14 protein-coding genes are annotated in these 17,720 nt (G+C 56.5%); 9 read left to right on the top strand and 5 right to left on the bottom strand.

Going from position 1 to position 17,720, the window contains the following annotated elements; all coding sequences use genetic code 11:
* The first annotated feature begins 144 nt into the window (after nucleotides 1-144).
* From rhaB to rhaM, 9 genes are all read left to right on the top strand, one after another.
* Nucleotides 145-1,611 carry a rhamnulokinase gene (rhaB, locus tag K5R89_RS17890; RefSeq protein ID WP_217259505.1) on the top strand — a complete coding sequence of 489 codons (1,467 nt, stop codon included), beginning with the start codon at nucleotides 145-147 and terminating at the stop codon, nucleotides 1,609-1,611.
* A complete protein-coding gene (locus K5R89_RS17885) occupies nucleotides 1,608-2,867 on the top strand; it encodes an L-rhamnose isomerase (protein WP_124074429.1) in 1,260 nt (419 codons plus the stop codon). The genes rhaB and K5R89_RS17885 overlap by 4 nt, the downstream gene beginning before the upstream one ends.
* 149 nt (nucleotides 2,868-3,016) lie before the next feature.
* Nucleotides 3,017-3,847, top strand: coding sequence for a rhamnulose-1-phosphate aldolase (gene rhaD / locus K5R89_RS17880; RefSeq protein ID WP_217259504.1), 831 nt, complete (start codon nucleotides 3,017-3,019; stop codon nucleotides 3,845-3,847).
* Between the two features lie 81 nt (nucleotides 3,848-3,928).
* On the top strand, nucleotides 3,929-4,915 hold the full coding sequence (gene rhaS / locus K5R89_RS17875) for a rhamnose ABC transporter substrate-binding protein (RefSeq protein ID WP_004203661.1): 987 nt from the start codon (nucleotides 3,929-3,931) through the stop codon (nucleotides 4,913-4,915).
* 113 nt (nucleotides 4,916-5,028) lie between these two features.
* Nucleotides 5,029-6,540: a sugar ABC transporter ATP-binding protein gene (locus K5R89_RS17870; protein WP_135719589.1), complete on the top strand. Its 1,512-nt coding sequence runs from the start codon at nucleotides 5,029-5,031 to the stop codon at nucleotides 6,538-6,540.
* A complete protein-coding gene (locus tag K5R89_RS17865) occupies nucleotides 6,537-7,544 on the top strand; it encodes an ABC transporter permease (protein ID WP_072096694.1) in 1,008 nt (335 codons plus the stop codon). Before K5R89_RS17870 ends, K5R89_RS17865 begins: the two co-directional genes overlap by 4 nt.
* Nucleotides 7,541-8,545: an ABC transporter permease gene (locus K5R89_RS17860; RefSeq protein ID WP_217259503.1), complete on the top strand. Its 1,005-nt coding sequence runs from the start codon at nucleotides 7,541-7,543 to the stop codon at nucleotides 8,543-8,545. Before K5R89_RS17865 ends, K5R89_RS17860 begins: the two co-directional genes overlap by 4 nt.
* Before the next feature lie 161 nt (nucleotides 8,546-8,706).
* Nucleotides 8,707-9,855, top strand: a complete 1,149-nt coding sequence (fucO, locus tag K5R89_RS17855) for a lactaldehyde reductase (RefSeq protein WP_217259502.1) — start codon at nucleotides 8,707-8,709, stop codon at nucleotides 9,853-9,855.
* Nucleotides 9,852-10,166, top strand: coding sequence for an L-rhamnose mutarotase (gene rhaM / locus K5R89_RS17850; protein WP_023291515.1), 315 nt, complete (start codon nucleotides 9,852-9,854; stop codon nucleotides 10,164-10,166). Before fucO ends, rhaM begins: the two co-directional genes overlap by 4 nt.
* Nucleotides 10,167-10,213: 47 nt before the next feature.
* Here the strand turns inward: rhaM and K5R89_RS17845 are convergent, their stop codons facing one another.
* The 5 genes from K5R89_RS17845 to K5R89_RS17825 all read right to left on the bottom strand — a co-directional run bounded on the left by K5R89_RS17845 (nucleotide 10,214) and on the right by K5R89_RS17825 (nucleotide 17,346).
* Nucleotides 10,214-11,593, bottom strand: a complete 1,380-nt coding sequence (locus K5R89_RS17845; protein WP_032429039.1) for a carbohydrate porin — start codon at nucleotides 11,591-11,593, stop codon at nucleotides 10,214-10,216.
* A 157-nt stretch (nucleotides 11,594-11,750) separates the two neighbouring features.
* Nucleotides 11,751-13,112 carry a NosD domain-containing protein gene (locus K5R89_RS17840; RefSeq protein WP_023291513.1) on the bottom strand — a complete coding sequence of 454 codons (1,362 nt, stop codon included), beginning with the start codon at nucleotides 13,110-13,112 and terminating at the stop codon, nucleotides 11,751-11,753.
* A gap of 59 nt (nucleotides 13,113-13,171) precedes the next feature.
* On the bottom strand, nucleotides 13,172-14,860 hold the full coding sequence (locus tag K5R89_RS17835; RefSeq protein ID WP_048296389.1) for a glycoside hydrolase family 32 protein: 1,689 nt from the start codon (nucleotides 14,858-14,860) through the stop codon (nucleotides 13,172-13,174).
* The gene (locus K5R89_RS17830) at nucleotides 14,844-16,265 is read right to left on the bottom strand and encodes a glycoside-pentoside-hexuronide (GPH):cation symporter (RefSeq protein WP_217259501.1); all 1,422 of its coding nucleotides are present in this window, start codon (nucleotides 16,263-16,265) and stop codon (nucleotides 14,844-14,846) included. Before K5R89_RS17830 ends, K5R89_RS17835 begins: the two co-directional genes overlap by 17 nt.
* Before the next feature lie 70 nt (nucleotides 16,266-16,335).
* Nucleotides 16,336-17,346 (bottom strand): LacI family DNA-binding transcriptional regulator, encoded by a 1,011-nt coding sequence (locus K5R89_RS17825; RefSeq protein WP_101997128.1) that lies wholly within the window; start codon nucleotides 17,344-17,346, stop codon nucleotides 16,336-16,338.
* Nucleotides 17,347-17,720: the final 374 nt, after the last annotated feature.

Here is a 17,720-nt window from a genome sequence, read left to right as displayed (position 1 = left end):
ACCGCCCAAAACCGCAATTTGTGATTTTCCTCACGGTCACCTTTGCTTTCTTGCCAGCGGCCAGTTTCGGCTGTCCGTAGCGAGAAGGTGTTAGTCAGCGCCCTTTTTTAGACTGCGGACAATGATTTTAAGAAGGGTCGTTCCATGAGTATTCGTCATTGTGTCGCCGTCGATTTAGGCGCCTCCAGCGGGCGGGTCATGCTCGCCAGCTATCAGTCCGGGCCGCGCGCCCTGACGCTGCGTGAAATTCATCGCTTCACCAACAGCCTGCAGAAGGTGGATGGCTTCGACTGCTGGGATCTCGATAGCCTCGAAGGCGAGATCCGCCGCGGGCTGGAGAAAGTGTGTGAGCAGGGCATCCTGATCGACAGCATCGGCATCGATACCTGGGGCGTGGATTATGTCCTGCTGGATAAGCAAGGTCAGCGCGTCGGGCTGCCGGTCTCCTATCGTGACGACCGCACCCAGGGCCTGCTACGTCACGCTGAAGAACAGCTGGGCCGGGCGGAGATCTATCGCCGCAGCGGCATTCAGTTTCTGCCGTTTAACACCCTTTATCAGCTGCGCGCCCTGGTGGAGCAGCAGCCGGAGCTGGTCAGTCAGGCCGCCCATGCCGTGCTGATCCCCGACTATTTCAGCTTCCGCCTGACCGGCAATCTGAACTGGGAATATACCAACGCCACCACTACCCAATTGGTCAACATCCACAGCGATAGCTGGGATGAGACGCTGCTGAACTGGACCGGCGCGCCGCGCGAATGGTTCGGTGCGCCGACGCATCCCGGCAACGTTATCGGCCACTGGATTTGTCCGCAGGGTAATAACATCCCGGTGGTCGCCGTCGCCAGCCACGACACCGCCAGCGCGGTGATCGCCTCCCCGCTGGCCGACCGCCACGCCGCCTATCTCTCCTCCGGGACCTGGTCGCTGATGGGGTTTGAAAGCCTGACCCCGTACACCTGCGACGCGGCGCTGCAGGCCAATATCACCAACGAAGGCGGGGCCGAAGGCCGCTATCGGGTGCTGAAAAATATTATGGGGCTGTGGCTGCTGCAGCGGGTGCTAAAAGAGCAAAACGTCAGCGACCTGCAGGGGCTAATCGCCCGCACCGCCGCGCTGCCGGCGTGCCGCTTCATCATTGACTGCAATGACGACCGCTTTATCAACCCGGCCAGTATGAGCGCCGAGATCCAGGCCGCCTGCCGCGGATCCGGTCAGCCGGTGCCTGACAGCGACGCCGAACTGGCGCGCTGCATTTTCGACAGCCTGGCGCTGCTCTACGCCCGGGTGCTTAACGAGCTGGCGGCGCTGCGCGGCCAGCCCTTCAGCCAGCTGCATATCGTCGGCGGCGGCTGCCAGAACGAACTGCTCAACCAGCTGTGCGCCGACGCCTGCGGGATCGCCGTTGTGGCCGGCCCGACAGAGGCCTCCACCCTCGGCAATATCGGCATCCAGCTAATGACCCTCGACGAGTTGGCCAGCGTCGATGAGTTTCGTCAGGTGGTGCGCGGCAACGCGTCCCTCACCACCTTTACCCCCAATCCTGATAGTGAAATTGCCCGTTTCGTGGCGCAGTTTCAGCCACAACAGACCAAGGAGCTTTGCGCATGACCACTCAACTTGAACAAGCCTGGGAAATTGCTAAGCAGCGCTACGCCGCCGTCGGCGTGGATGTCGAGGAGGCCCTGCGCCAGCTGGACCGTCTGCCCGTATCCATGCACTGCTGGCAGGGTGACGACGTCGCCGGGTTCGAAAATCCGGCGGGAAGCCTGACCGGCGGCATCCAGGCCACCGGCAACTACCCGGGCAAAGCGCGCAATGCTCAGGAGCTACGCGCCGACCTTGAGCAGGCGCTGAGCCTGATCCCGGGGCCAAAGCGTCTCAACCTGCACGCTATTTATCTGGAATCCGACGCGCCGGTGGCGCGCAATGAGATTAAGCCGGAGCACTTTAAAAACTGGGTTGAGTGGGCGAAAACCAACAAACTGGGGCTGGATTTCAACCCCTCCTGCTTCTCGCATCCGCTGAGCGCCGACGGCTTTACCCTGTCGCATGCCAACGCTGAGATCCGCCAGTTCTGGATCGACCATTGCAAAGCCAGCCGCCGCGTATCCGCTTATTTTGGCGAACAGCTGGGCACCCCGTCGGTGATGAATATCTGGGTGCCGGACGGCATGAAGGACATTACCGTTGACCGCTTCGCGCCGCGCCAGCGGCTGCTGAACGCGCTGGATGAAGTCATCAGCGAAAAATTCGACCCGGCGCATCACATTGACGCTGTGGAGAGCAAGCTGTTCGGTATCGGCGCCGAAAGCTACACCGTCGGCTCCAACGAGTTCTATATGGGCTACGCCACCAGCCGCCAGACGGCGCTGTGCCTGGATGCCGGCCACTTCCACCCGACGGAGGTCATCTCCGACAAGATCTCCGCCGCCATGCTCTACATCCCGCGTCTGCTGCTGCACGTCAGCCGCCCGGTGCGCTGGGACAGCGACCACGTGGTGCTGCTGGATGATGAGACCCAGGCCATCGCCAGCGAAATCATTCGCCATAACCTGTTTGACCGCGTGCACATCGGCCTCGACTTCTTCGATGCCTCCATCAACCGCATCGCGGCCTGGGTAATTGGTACCCGCAATATGAAAAAAGCGCTGCTGCGCGCCCTGCTGGAACCGACCGATCAGCTGCGCCAGCTGGAGAACGACGGCGATTACACCGCCCGCCTGGCGCTGCTCGAAGAGCAAAAATCCCTGCCGTGGCAGGCCATCTGGGAGATGTACTGCCAGCGTCACGACACGCCGGCGGGCAGCCAGTGGCTGGACAACGTGCGGGCTTATGAGAATGCGGTTCTGAGCCAGCGCGGGTAATGCACGGGCTTCCCCGGGTCGCGGCTGACGCCTTACCCGGGCTACGAACCGGTAGCCCGGATAAGCCGTTTACGGCGCAATCCGGGGGCACGCACATATTTAGGGTGAGGGGGTCAACCCCTCACCGAATCAACAGGAAAGACAAGACTATGCAGAACATTATCGACGCCTGGTTCGTCCAGGGCATGATCAAAGCCACCTCCGACGCCTGGCTGAAGGGCTGGGACGAGCGCAACGGCGGCAACCTGACGCTGCGTCTGGATGAGGTGGATATCGAACCTTACGTGGCGGATTTCCACGCTAAACCGCGCTATATCGCCCTCAGCCAGCCGATGCCAACCCTGGCTAACCAGCCGTTTATCGTCACCGGCTCCGGCAAATTCTTCCGTAATGTCCAGCTCGACCCGGCCGCTAACCTTGGCGTGGTGAAAGTCGACAGCGACGGCGCGGGATACCATATCCTGTGGGGTCTGACGGAGGATGCGGTGCCGACCTCCGAGCTGCCGGCACACTTCCTGTCGCACAGCGAGCGCATCAAACTGACCGACGGCAAGGACCGGGTGATCATGCACTGTCATGCCACCAATCTGATCGCCCTGACCTACGTCCTGGAGAACCACAGCGATCTGTTCACTCGCAAGCTGTGGGAAGGCAGCACCGAATGTCTGGTGGTCTTCCCGGACGGCGTCGGCATTCTGCCGTGGATGGTGCCAGGCACCGATGAAATCGGCCAGGCGACTGCGGAAACCATGCAAAAACACTCGCTGGTGCTGTGGCCGTTCCACGGCGTCTTCGGCAGCGGCCCAACCCTGGATGAGACCTTCGGTCTGATCGACACCGCCGAGAAGTCCGCCGAAGTGCTGGTGAAAGTCTTGTCCATGGGCGGTATGAAGCAGACCATCACTCGCGAAGAGCTTATCGCCCTTGGCAAACGCTTCAACGTGCAGCCGCTGCAGTCCGCGTTAGATCTTTATCCATAACAACATCGCGCCCCGCTCACCGAGACGGGGCGAAGCCTCACCTGCAAACCCTACAAAACTGACTCATGTGGAGTAAAAGCAATGAAAACAAAGACAAGCTTGATCCTCACCGTTGCCGCCCTGGCGTTGTCCGGTTCCGCCTTAGCAGAAGTCAAAATCGCCCTCGTGGCGAAATCGCTGGGAAATGGCTTCTTCGAAGCCGCCAACGTTGGCGCCCAACAGGCCGCCAAAGAGTTAGGTGATGTCAAAGTGATCTACACCGGCCCGACCACCACTACCGCCGAAGCGCAGATCGACGTGCTGAACGGGTTGATCGCCCAGGGGGTGGATGCGATCGCCATTTCCGCTAACGATCCGGACGCGGTGGTGCCGGTGCTGAAAAAAGCGATGCAGCGCGGCATCAAAGTGGTTTCCTGGGACTCCGGCGTGGCGCCGGCAGGCCGCCAGATCCATCTTAATCCTTCCAATAACGCCTTAATTGGCGAGACCAACGTCAAGCTCGCCGCCGATGCGCTGAAGGCGCTGAACGTGGAGAAGGGGGATGTGGCGGTGTTAAGCGCCACCCCGACCTCCACTAACCAGAATATCTGGATTGAGGAGATGAAAAAGGTGCTGCCGCAGTATCCGTCCGTCAATCTGGTGACCGTCGCCTACGGTGACGATCTGTCGGATAAAAGCTACCGCGAAGCGGTGGGCCTGCTGAAATCATATCCGGATCTGAAAGTCATAGTTTCGCCTTCGTCGGTGGGAATTGTTGCCGCCGCGCAGGCGGTGAAGGACCAGGGAAAAATTGGCAAAGTCTATGTCACCGGGCTGGGGCTGCCGTCGGAAATGGCCGGCGCGATCAAGTCTGGCGCCAGCAAAAGTTTCGCCATCTGGAACCCGATTGACCTGGGCTACGCCGCCACCTATCTGGCCGACGATTTAGTCAAAGGCACCGCGACCAAAACCGAAGCCAGTATGGGCAAGCTGGGCAAAGTGAAGCTGGATGCCGAGGGGAACGGCGCGATGGCCGAGCCGTTTGTCTACGATGCGAGCAACATCGATAAGTTCTCGAAGATTTTCTAACCCTTGTTCCCTCACCCCGGCCCTCTGCGCGATGCGGCCAGCGGGCGCCGGACCGTTCCCTCTCCCCTTTGGGGAGAGAGTTAGGGTGAGGGGCGATTTTACGGAGAACTATCATGTCAGCATCAACGCCACTGCTGTCGCTGAAGGGCATCACCAAGATTTTTCCCGGTGTGCGTGCCCTTGAGAACGTACAGCTTGATCTCTGGCCCGGCAAAGTGACCGCCCTCATCGGCGAAAACGGCGCGGGGAAATCCACGCTGGTCAAAGTCATGACCGGTATTTATCAGCCCGAAGAGGGGGAGATCCTCTATAAAGCGATCCCCATTCATCTGCCGACGCCGGAATCGGCGCACAAGGTGGGGATCACCGCCATTCACCAGGAAACCGTGCTGTTTGACGAACTCTCGGTCAGCGAAAACATTTTCGTCGGCCAGTATCTGTATAAGGGGCTGTTCAAAACGCTCGACTGGCCCGCGATGCATCGCCGGGCTGGCGAGATCCTCGCCCGGCTTGAAGTTCTGATCGACCCGCGCGCCACGCTGAAAACGCTCAGCATCGCCCAACGGCACATGGTGGCGATTGCCCGGGCGCTGGCTTTCGACGCCCAGGTGGTGATCCTGGATGAGCCGACCGCCGCGCTCTCGCAACATGAAATTCTGGAGTTTTATCAGATCGTTGAGCGTCTGAAGCAGGACGGCAAAGCGATCCTGTTTATCTCGCATAAGTTCGATGAAATTTTCGAGCTGGCCGACTATTACACCATCCTGCGCGATGGCGTGTACGTGAGCTCCGGGGCAATGAGCGATATCACCGAAGAGCGGATGGTGTCGATGATGGTGGGCCGGGCGATTACCCAAACCTACCCGAAAGTTGACTGTACCCCAGGGGAAACGGTGCTGGAGGTAAACGATCTTTGTCATCCTACCGAGTTTGCCCATATCAGCTTCAGCCTGCGCAAGGGAGAAATTCTCGGCTTTTACGGCCTGGTGGGCGCCGGACGCACCGAGCTGATGCAGGCGCTCTCCGGCGTAACGCATCCCTCCTCCGGCGAGATCCGGCTGAACGGCAGCCCCATGCGCTTTCGCCAGCCCGCCGACGCCATCCGCGCCGGCATCGTCTGCGTACCGGAAGAGCGGCAGAAACAGGGGGCGATCATCGCCCTGCCCATCGCCCAAAACATCAGTCTGCCGCAGCTCAGTAAGCTCAACCCTAACGGCGTCCTGAACGACGCCCGGGAATGGCGGCTGGCGGACGAGTACGCCTCGCGCCTGCAGGTTAAAGCCTTCAGCTGGCGGCAGCCGGTGGAGACCCTCTCCGGCGGCAACCAGCAGAAAGTGGTGATCGGCAAATGGCTGGCGACCCATCCCGAGGTGATTATCCTCGACGAGCCGACCAAAGGCATCGATATCGGCTCAAAAGCCGCCGTGCATCAGTTTATGTCCGAGCTGGTCAGCCAGGGGCTGGCGGTGATTATGGTCTCGTCAGAGTTGCCGGAAGTGATGGGCATGGCCGACCGGATTATCGTGATGCACGAAGGGCTGATGGTCGCCGAGTACCGGGCCGGGGAAGCGACGGCGGAAACCATCGTTAGCGCCGCCAGCGGCATTGGCCAGGAGGCAGCATGATGGGACACGCATGGCTGAAGCATCGCGAAGCGCTGCTGGCGGTGGTCATCATTTTGATGATCGGCGCCATTGGCAGCCGGGCGCCATCGTTCGTTTCACCGGGCAATCTGGTGGAGATGTTTAACGATACCGCCATCCTTATCATCCTCGCCCTCGGGCAGATGATGGTGCTGCTCACCAAAGGCATCGATCTGTCGATGGCCGCCAACCTGGCGCTGACCGGGATGATCGTCGCCCTGCTTAACGCCCACTATCCGGGTATTCCGGTGGTGGCGCTGCTGGCGCTGGCAACCCTGCTGGGCCTGCTGATGGGGGTGATTAACGGCCTGCTGGTCTGGCGCCTCGGCATTCCCGCCATCGTGGTGACCCTGGGCACCATGAGCATTTATCGCGGCATTATCTTTCTGCTGACCGACGGCGGCTGGGTTAACTCACATCAGATGAGCGCTGATTTCCTCAGTCTGCCGCGCAGCGCCCTCCTGGGATTGCCGCTGCTGAGCTGGTGCGCCATCGCCGCACTGCTGCTGGTGGGTTATTTCCTGCGCTACAGCCGCACCGGCCGGGCCTTATACACCGCAGGCGGCAACGCGACGGCGGCGTACTACACCGGTATTAACGCCGGGAAAATGCAGTTCGTCAGCTTCTGTCTCTCCGGCGCGCTGGCCGGCTTCTGCGGCTATCTGTGGATCTCGCGCTTCGCCGTCGCCTATGTCGACGTAGCGAACGGCTTTGAACTGCAGGTGGTCGCCGCCTGCGTGATCGGCGGTATCAGCACCATGGGCGGAAGCGGACGGGTGCTGGGCTGCCTGTGCGGCGCGCTGTTCCTCGGCGTCATCAATAATGCCCTGCCGGTGATCGGCATCTCGCCGTTCTGGCAAATGGCGATTTCCGGGGCGGTGATCGTCATGGCGGTGCTGCTTAACGAGCGCGGCAATCGCGGTCACGGGCGGTTAATCCTGCGTAACGCGGCGCTAGCCCGGCAGAAACAGGGGGTGAAATCATGAGCAAGATGATGGTATCTGAAGAGATGAAAAACACCCCGGCCGCGCCGTCGCCGCTGCGCCGCCTGCTGTGCTGGGAAGGGTTTTTACTGGCGGTCACCCTGGCGGTATTTATCGGCAACGCCCTGGCTTCCCCTTATTTCCTTAATATCTGGAACCTGTCGGACGCCACCTTCACCTTTACCGAGAAGGCGATCGTCGTCCTGCCGATGGCGATGCTGATTATCGCCCGGGAAATCGATCTGTCGGTAGCCTCGACGATGGCGCTCAGCTCAACTGTGATGGGCTTCTGCGCGGCGGCGGGGATGGATACGCCGCTGCTGGTATTGGTCGGGTTGGGGGTGGGTCTGCTGTGCGGCCTGTTTAACGGTATCCTGGTGACGCGTTTTAACCTGTCGTCGATCGTGATCACCATCGGCACCATGAGCCTGTATCGCGGCATCACCTATATCCTGCTGGGCGATCAGGCGCTCAACCACTACCCGGAGAGCTTTGCCTGGTTCGGCCAGGGGTACGTGTGGGGCGCGCTCTCTTTTGAGTTTGCGTTGTTTATCCTCCTCGCGGCCGCCTTCACCTTCCTGCTGCATAAAACCAACTTTGGTCGCCGGACCTACGCCATCGGCAATAATCCGACCGGCGCCTGGTACTCCGGGATCAACGTGAAGCGCCATAACCTGGCGCTGTTCGCGCTGGTCGGGCTGATGGCCGGACTGGCGGCGGTCCTGCTGACCTCACGGCTCGGCAGTACCCGCCCTACCCTGGCGATGGGCTGGGAGCTGGCGGTTGTCACCATGGCGGTGCTCGGCGGTGTCAATATTCTCGGCGGCTCCGGCAGCATGCCCGGAGTGATCATCGCCGCCTTTCTGATGGGGCTGGTGACCTTCGGCCTGAGCCTGCTCAACGTCCCCGGCATCGTGATGTCGGTGATTATCGGCGCGATGCTGATCGTGGTTATCTCCCTGCCGATTATGACCCGGCGGATGCTGCAGCGAAGACGATGTTAATTTCCCCCCTCGCCCTAAATCCCGGAGGCGGTGCTACGCACCTGTCCTGGCTACCGGCCTGCAGACGCCAGTGAACCTGTAGCCCGGGTAAGGCGCCAGCCGCGACCCGGGAGCGGGTGAAGGGAAACGGATTACCCAAATCAACATTAAGGAGAATTATCATGAGTTTTATGTTGGCACTACCTAAAATCAGCCTCCACGGCGCAGGCGCTATCGGCGATATGGTCAAGCTGGTAGCGGGTAAACAGTGGGGCAAGGCGCTGATCGTCACCGACGGGCAGCTGGTGAAGCTGGGCCTGCTGGACAGTCTGTTTTCCGCGCTGGATGAACAGCAGATGGCATATCAGCTGTTTGACGACGTGTTCCCCAACCCTACCGAAGCGCTGGTGCAGCAAGGCTATGCGGCATACCAGGCGGCCCGCTGCGATTACCTGATCGCCTTCGGCGGCGGCAGCCCGATTGATACCGCCAAGGCGATAAAAATCCTCACCGCCAACCCTGGCCCCTCCACAGCCTATTCCGGCGTCGGCAAAGTGAAAAACGCTGGCGTGCCGCTGGTGGCCATCAACACCACTGCCGGCACGGCGGCGGAGATGACCAGCAACGCAGTGATTATCGATAGCGAGCGTCAGGTAAAAGAGGTGATTATCGACCCGAACCTGATCCCGGATATCGCCGTCGACGACGCCAGCGTGATGCTCGACATCCCGCCAGCCGTTACCGCCGCCACCGGCATGGACGCCCTGACCCACGCCATTGAGGCCTTTGTCTCCGTTGGCGCCCATCCCCTGACCGACGCCAACGCCCTCGAGGCCATCCGCCTGATCAACCTGTGGCTGCCGAAAGCGGTAGACGATGGACACGATCTGCAGGCCCGCGAGCAGATGGCGTTTGGCCAGTACCTGGCGGGCATGGCGTTCAACAGCGCCGGCCTCGGGCTGGTACACGCCCTGGCCCATCAGCCTGGCGCCACCCACAACCTGCCGCACGGGGTGTGCAACGCCATCCTGCTGCCGATCATCGAAAACTTTAACCGCCCGAACGCCGTGGCGCGCTTCGCCCGCGTGGCGCAGGCGATGGGTGTCGATACCCGCGGCATGAGCGATGAAGCCGCCAGCATGGAGGCCATCAACGCCATTCGCGCGCTGAGCAAACGCGTGGGGATCCCCCAGGGCTTCAACCAGCTTGGCGTCAGCAAAGCCGATATCGAAGGCTGGCTGGACAAAGCGCTGGCCGACCCGTGCGCGCCATGTAACCCGCGCCCCGCCAGCCGCGATGAGGTCCGCGAGCTCTATCTGGAGGCATTATGATCCGTAAAGCCTTTGTCATGCAGGTGAACCCCGACGCGCACGAGGAGTACCAGCGCCGTCATAACCCCATCTGGCCGGAGCTGGAGGCTACGCTGAAAGCCCACGGCGCGCACCACTACGCCATCTATCTCGATAAAGAACGCCACCTGCTGTTCGCCACGGTGGAGATTGAATCCGAAGCGCGCTGGAACGCCGTCGCCGGGACCGAGGTATGCCAGCGCTGGTGGCAGCATATGCGTGATGTGATGCCTGCCAATCCGGACAACAGTCCGGTGAGCGCGGAGCTTAAAGAGGTGTTTTATCTGGAGTAAAACTACGGCTGCCCCGTAGTGCTGAGCGGGGCAGCCGTTTCAAGCTCTTAGAAGAAGTACTTAAAACGCACGCGCGCGCCGTAGCGATCGTCGTCATCGCTCTGGCTCAGCTTATTGTCGCTATCCAGAATGGAGTAATAGGCGCCGAGATAGATATTAAAGTTCTGCATATTCATCACGTTCGGAATTTGATACGACGCGTGGAAGGTATGAATATTGTAGGTGCCTTCATCCTTAATCCAGCAATCGTTATCGCAAATCACCCCGGCATAATCGCTGATTTTGTTATGCGCGTAGATATATCCCAGCTCGAAGCGCCGCCACAGCGCGTTCACCCCGGCGGTCAAATCCTGTTCGTTGCTGGCGTCCATATAAGCGGTGTTCAGATTCACCACCACCCCGTCCTCCGGGTCGCGCTTCAGGCCGTTCCAGGTCATGGTCAGGCCATAGCCGGTGCGCCCCGACTGATCGATAAAGTTGCCCTGGGCATCTTTATAGCCGTAGGCGTTCTGCACCACGTTCGCTTCCATGGCCGCGGCAACGGAAAATTCGTCTTTCGCCCATGACACCACCGGACGCAAATAGGCGACGTTCTTTTTCTGCTCCATATCTCGACCATGGTAGCCATCGTTGTCGTACAGCGACGTACCGTCTTCCAGCAGGGTGTTGAGCTCAAAATACCAGTTATCAAGCTGCTTGCTCAGCAGAAAGTTGCCGCCTGCGTCAGAGCGGCCGCGCCCCTCTTTCATCATATAGATATAGCCATGGCCGTCGCTGTAGAGGTCGTTGGCGGTATTACCGGAGTGCTCGACGAAGGTGTCCTGGTTCAGCGGGAACATATCGTACGCTTCAAAGCGCCCCACTTTCACCTTCCAGTCGTTCTCCTGACCAAAGAAGAAAACCGCGTCGTCGAGGTTCATCGAGCCGGTCATATCCGCCAGCGGCTGGACAGAGAAACCGGCAAAATAGCCGTTATCCGTTTTGCGGATACCGTCGAAGCCGAGCAGGATACGGCCGTTTAAATCCCACTTATCGTAGGTGGGATCGCTGCCGACATCGGCGTTGGTCATCGCCAGCAGACCGTGTTTGCTTTCCGCGTCCATGTTGAACTCCACGTCGCCGTAGATTTTCAGATCGCCATAGCCGGATAATTTCAGCTCCGGGACGCTAAGATTCTTTTTACTCTCCGCGGTTGCTGCCGCGCTGTTTACCGGCACACGAGTTTGCGCCGCCTGAATCGCGGCATTCTGCTTCGCCTGCAAATCCCGCACCTGGCCTTCCGCTACCGTCGCCCGGCTTTCCGCGGCGGCTAGCCGCGCTTCAAGCTGTTCCATTCGTTGTTCCAGCGTCAGTTGATTATTTTTTCCGACCGCCGATCCCGTCATTAAACACAAGCCTAGCGCTATTGATAATGTTGTTTTATTCATTTTTATTTTCCCAGAGGTAAAAGGTGGGATAAGGTGAATAAAAATATTCACCTTTTATATTTTGATTTTTATTTAGCAGAAGAATGAATGAAATAACGTGTAATCTGCCTCCTTAAATAACGTCATTCGCTATACGGATTAACAAACAGAGTGAATATTAATTTCCAGCAACCGGTGTCGCCCTGAAGGCATTACGCGCTCTGTCTATGACCACCTGTGCGTCACTGCCGCTATCAAGTATCGTGTTTTGCGCGGATTCTTTTTCTACCTGTACGGCGACCGCATCGAGTTCTTTTAACCTGGCCGTCGTCAGCAAAGCGCTGACCTGCGCCGCAAAGCAGGCATCCTCTTCAGAGGGCTGCGCCTGCGCCGCTGACGTCTCCGTGGTCGCCACGATATGGTTATTCACAATATAATTCCCTTTGCCGGAAACAAGGCGGATGATGACCGGTTTTATTCCCAGCGGCTTGAGATACTGGACATCAATCGTTTCGGAAATATGATTGGCAATAACCGAATTATTGCTGCCGTTTATATGCAGCAAGCCATAGGCGTCATCCAGGCCGTTGTCATAGGCCTGCATCGGCGGCCAGGGTTCACGATCGCGCAAGAAATGGTTTGCCGAGATCAGATTCTCCGCGCAGTTGTTCTCGAGAACGAGCATTCCCGGATAAAATGAATGGAATCGATTGCTGGTGATGCTAGAGCGGACCACGCCCGATAAGTGCACGCTGCTCGCGCCACGGGGAAAAATATTGTTGGTAGAAATCAATAACCCCCCGAAGTTTTGCGCGTAAATAGAATAGCCTTTATAGCCCGCGCCAATCAGGTTATCGGTTATTTTTGAAGCCTGCCCGGCGCCACGCAGCTCGATACAGTTACCGCATTCGGCGATAAAGTTATTATGGATCGCCATTGCATCGCTATTGTACGTGGTGAGGCCATGCTCCAGATAGATAAATCCCATCCCGGTAATGCGGAAAGCGTCCTGCGCGCTGGCGATATAAATGCCGGTTTTGCCGTTCGTATAGGTATTTTCCGGGTCGTTGTTTCCCAGCCCATCATCAACAAAGTGCAAACCATCAATACAGAAGTTTTCGAACGCCACCGAACTGATACGCGGCGCCCCGCTGCGTTTCACGTAAAATGCAGCGCCAGCATGTTCTTCATCGCCGGGCTGCGGGCAGAGATCGACCAGGATACGGCTCCCGCCCGGCCATATATCGTGCAAATTCGCCCACTCGTCCGCCGGCGTATTAAAGCGAATGCTCGAGGAGACAAAACCATGCCCGGAGCCCATAATTTTTAAATAACTGATATCAATTAAGACCTGCGTCTTCAGATGATAATCACCGGGCGGAATATAAATCGCGGCGCCCGGTTTACCCCCGTCGTTAATATCGGTTTCAGTTTGTCGCGATTTAATATCGGCGAGAATACTGTTAATGACTTCGCCAATATCCTCATACGGGTTGCCGACGTGCCACTGCGTAACATCATAATAATTTTTACGTACCATGAAAAACCGCCTCTAATGATAATAAGAAATCGAACATCAACGCTTAAATTTGACTTTGCTTATTCCTGCGAATACGTCGAGCGATATTGCGTAAGCTGTGCCGGCGCGCCGGAGAGCTGGATCCGGGTGAGCTGACTGCATGAGTAATAGCGTCGCGTACCGCATACGCTGCCCTGATTTGCGAAGACCTCAACAATCCCGGCATCAAAACACAGCGTGACGTCGCTGACGCCGGCCACCGGCGCGCGGTAACGCCCATCGTCCCGGCCTTTTTCATATAGCGTCAGATTTTTACCGTCCTGTTCGAGGATGATTTGCTGGCCGCTATCGCCCGTTAACGTCAAACGGAAACCATCGGCAGGCATAAAGGTTACAATGCCGGCTTTACAGCCTTTCTCATTAACCCAGATATCACCGTCATCCAGCGCATGGCGGCTGACGACCAATGATTCCGGCGGCAGCTCCGGCATCATGCATAGCCGCTGCTGCGCATTGAGATGAAAGCGACGCGGGAGCGACATTTCCCCCGAGTAAGCGGAGTCCACCGGTTTCTGCGTCGCCCAGTTATATAACCAGGCAAAGCCGATTCTTCGGTCGTCCTCACCCCAGGTTTGCAGGGCGTAGAAATCCGTACCGAAATCTAAAGTCTGCAGCGGCTGCTCGGACGGCGTGAAATAGCCGTTCCGGAAAGTACCGGTCTGGGCAAAAAGCAAATTATGTCGCCCGGTTGTCGGCTCCGTGTAGCCAACGACGCCGATAATTAATACCCATACGCCATCCAGGCAGAAGAAATCCGGGCATTCGACGCAGCGACCGCCGTTTTCGCGAAAATAGCCGGGAGCGACATACAGCACATGATGGAACGTCCAGCGTTCACTATCCGCCGAGTGAAATAGCAGCATCGCCGGATCGCCATTTACCGACGCGCCGAGGATCATATAAAAGGTGGCATCGGCCTCTTCGTACCAGACTTTTGGATCGCGGAAATCGCAGTCCACGCCCGCAGGCAGGTCGGTTAAGACGGTTTTTACCCATTCCGGCTTATCGTAGTCGTCGTGCGCAACGGCCATTTTCTGCACTTCCCGGTATCCGCGATACAGATCGTAAGCCGGGAGTCGTTCGGTATACCAGAAGCGGGTTTTTCCTTGTTTATCAATATACGCGCTGCCGGAAAACGCACCGCCCGTCGCGCCTAACGCGGAAAGATTCTGCTCTGGCTGCAGGAAAACCGGATAATGCCGCCAGTGATACAGATCGCGGCTCACCGCATGATTCCAGTGCATTGGGCCCCATTGGCTGGAGTGCGGATGATACTGATAAAACAGATGCCACTCGCCGTTCTTGTAGTGCAGCCCGTTAGGGTCGTTCATCCAGCCGGTACGCGGCGAGAAATGCAATGCCGGACGCAGCGGCTCCTGCAGATACTCGTCAGCAATATCCTGACCGCTCATCAGGCGCAAATCCTGCCCGGCTGTCGCGATAAAGGTGACGCCGCTCGCGCGCAGTGAATCCGGATGCCAGGTGTAACAAAGCGATATCTCGCTATATTCCGACTGCCACTCCAGGGTGGCAACGCCGTCCTGAAACGAGGTCCAGGTAAAATACTGGAAATAGCCCGACGCCTCCTGAATCTTAAATATAACCTGACCGTTCACGCGAATAGAAAACAGGGGTTGCGCCGCCGGTTTGGACGCTTTCAGCCACAAATCAATGCGCTGACCTTGTTTTATATTAAATGACAGGGACATCCTGAACCTCCTGTGGTTGACCGCGACCTTTTTCCAGCTCACGTTTTGCAAGATCCGTTTTGATTTTCTCAAGGAACGCGTTATTCAGCTTGAAGTAGCGCACCAGATACGCGCTGATGAAATAACTCACCATCGGCAACAGTGAGAACATCATGATAATTCCTTGAATAGTCCGAGAATTCTGCTGCGGCTCATTCGCGACATAGCCGGTAAATGCCAGAATCCAGGCGACGATTGCGCCAGCGACCGCCAGCCCCATTTTGAGCATAAACAGGTTTCCCGCAAAGGAGATGCCGGTCAGGCGTTTACCAAATTTCCAGTCACCGTAGTCATCGACGTCGGACATCATCGCCCACAGGATGGGGCCAGACTGAATTAAATGCAGAATGTTAATGACGATAAATAGCGCCATCAGCGGGGTCAGTGATTGCGGATCGATAAACCACAGCGCAAATGACAGAATACCGAGAATAATGTTAATAATGCGGAATAGCGCCAGCTTATCAAAGCGATCGGTAAGCGGTTTGGCAAGCACGCTGCCCAGCATATTACAGGCCACGCCCAGCGCCATAAAGAAGGTAATAAATCCGACAGACGCCTTCATGACATAAGTCGCATAATAAATAGTGACGCCACCGCGGATAAATGCCGGAAAAACGTTCAGGAAAGTAATAGAGATCATTAAGAGCCACTGATCGTTTTTGATAATGTCCCGTAGGTCTTTTTTCAACGACTCGTTTTGCTTAACCGATACCACCCGCTCTTTAATGCTGGAAAAGCAGAACAGGAACATCAGCGTTGCCGCACCACCCATAATGACCATGGTCAGCTGGAAACCGGAGGCGCGGTCGCCATTACCCAGCCAGTCCGTTAACGGCAGAATAGAGGAGGAGATAATTAATGTTGCCAGGCCATTCAGGAAAAAGCGCCATGACAAACAGCCCATACGCTCTTTCTGATTGAGGGTAATGACGCCGCCGACCGAGCAATAGGGAATATTAATCGCGGTATAAATCAGCGACATAACCAGATAGGTAACCCAGGCATAAATAATCTTGCCGTTCATGCTGAGCTCTGGGGTCGTGAACATCAGTACCGCCCCCAGACCAAACGGAAATGCCATCCATAATAGCCATGGACGGAATTTTCCCCAGCGCGACACGGTGCGGTCGCAGATTGCCCCCATCAGCGGATCGCTAAACGCGTCGAAGATGCGAATCACCAGGAATAATGTGCCCACCACTCCGGCATTGAGGCCATAGACATCGGTATAGAACCACGTCAGATAGAGCGCCAGTACGCTCCATATCATTCCTGAACCGGCGTCACCCATGCCGTAGCCGATCTTCTCCCTCAGCCCCAGCTTTTCATAAGCGCTTGGCTTTTCCATTGCGGTAGCAGACATAAATACACCTATTTTTTGTTAAAAGGAGCCCATGGCGCCAAATTTCGCGCCATTTCTAAACATAAATCCCTTACAGGGAAGTAATATTAATTTTTACGCTGCTCTCACGAATAATTAACCGAGAGACAATTTCGTGCATTTCAATACTGTCCGGCTGCTGTTGATGTTTCACCATCTGAAACGCGAGGTGAGCAATTTCATTTACCGGCTGTGCAACGCTGGTGATTTTTTTAGTTTGCGCCAGCAGGGTATTGTCAAAGCTGGCAATCGCAATATCTTCAGGAACGGAGATGCCTTTTTCTTTTAGCCCATCGATAATATAGTTTGCCGCAATGTCGTTATACACTAACAGGCATGTACAGGTTCGCGTCGGCTCGCTGAGTTTCTCGATAATGTCATCAAGAATACTAATATGGCCTGATATCTTTTCACCCTCGCCTTTGGCTATCCAGAACGAATTATCTTTAGCAAGCTTTAAACCGTGACTCGCTATTTTTTTGCTGTACGACGAAACCTTACGGCTATCCACCCCTTCCTGGGCCACAAAGCCAAATGAAAGATGGCCTGTATGAATAAAATGTTCCGCAATACTTTCTGCGCCCCGGTCCTGATTAATCGATACGGAATTAAAGAACCGGGATACCTGGGTGACGACGGCGACCGGGATCCGGGTAATGCTTAACCATTCTGAAAGTTCGGCTTCTGCTTCTGTCGGCACCCATAGCAAACTGTCAATGCCCATCCCCACTAAGGCCTGAATAATATGTTTATCCTGCTGCGGCTGATTCTGATGCGTTTTAACGATCACCGATTTGCCGATATACCGGGCCTCTTCTTCCACCGTCGCCAGCAGTTCACAGAAGTGAGGATTCACCAGATTAGGCAAAACCACACCAATCAGCCCTGAACATTTCCCGCTAAGCTGAAACGAACTTTTGCTGGGAACATAGCAAAGATAATCCATCGCCTCCCGCACCGCCTTACGCGTTTCCGCGACTACGCTGGGGTGATTATTCAGGACTCGTGATACGGTCGCCGTCGAGACCCCAGCTCTTTTCGCTACGTCTTTAATCGATGCCATGGTGATTGATCATACCCTCTAACAATGGTGTTCACTATAAATTGTGAACTCTGCCAGGAATGTAATCCAGTTCACATGTTGCTGCGTTACATAGATCCATACTCTAGCCTCGCATTTTTATTTTACTGGTCATCTTTATTAAGATACGTTAATTGAGAAAAATAAAATAATAAAAAGATATCAAGCTTTCCAGACAGGAAATAAAGAGGTGTGATGATATCATTACAGCTCATCACGAGTATGAGGGAGTTAACTTTTATTGACCGAAAGGATTATCTCTTTTTTACAAAAAGAAGAATAAGTTATAGCCCTTATATAGGGTAAAGCCGGGTACAATTCTGGCGGTTATTGTTCATTCCTTATATTTTAATGCC

The organism is Klebsiella sp. TF21-TM (assembly GCF_019753495.1).
In the GTDB taxonomy this organism is placed as follows: Bacteria; Pseudomonadota; Gammaproteobacteria; order Enterobacterales; family Enterobacteriaceae; genus Klebsiella; species Klebsiella quasipneumoniae.
The sequence above is the reverse complement of the archived record's forward strand: the minus strand, read 5'-3'. Positions and strand labels throughout refer to the sequence as shown.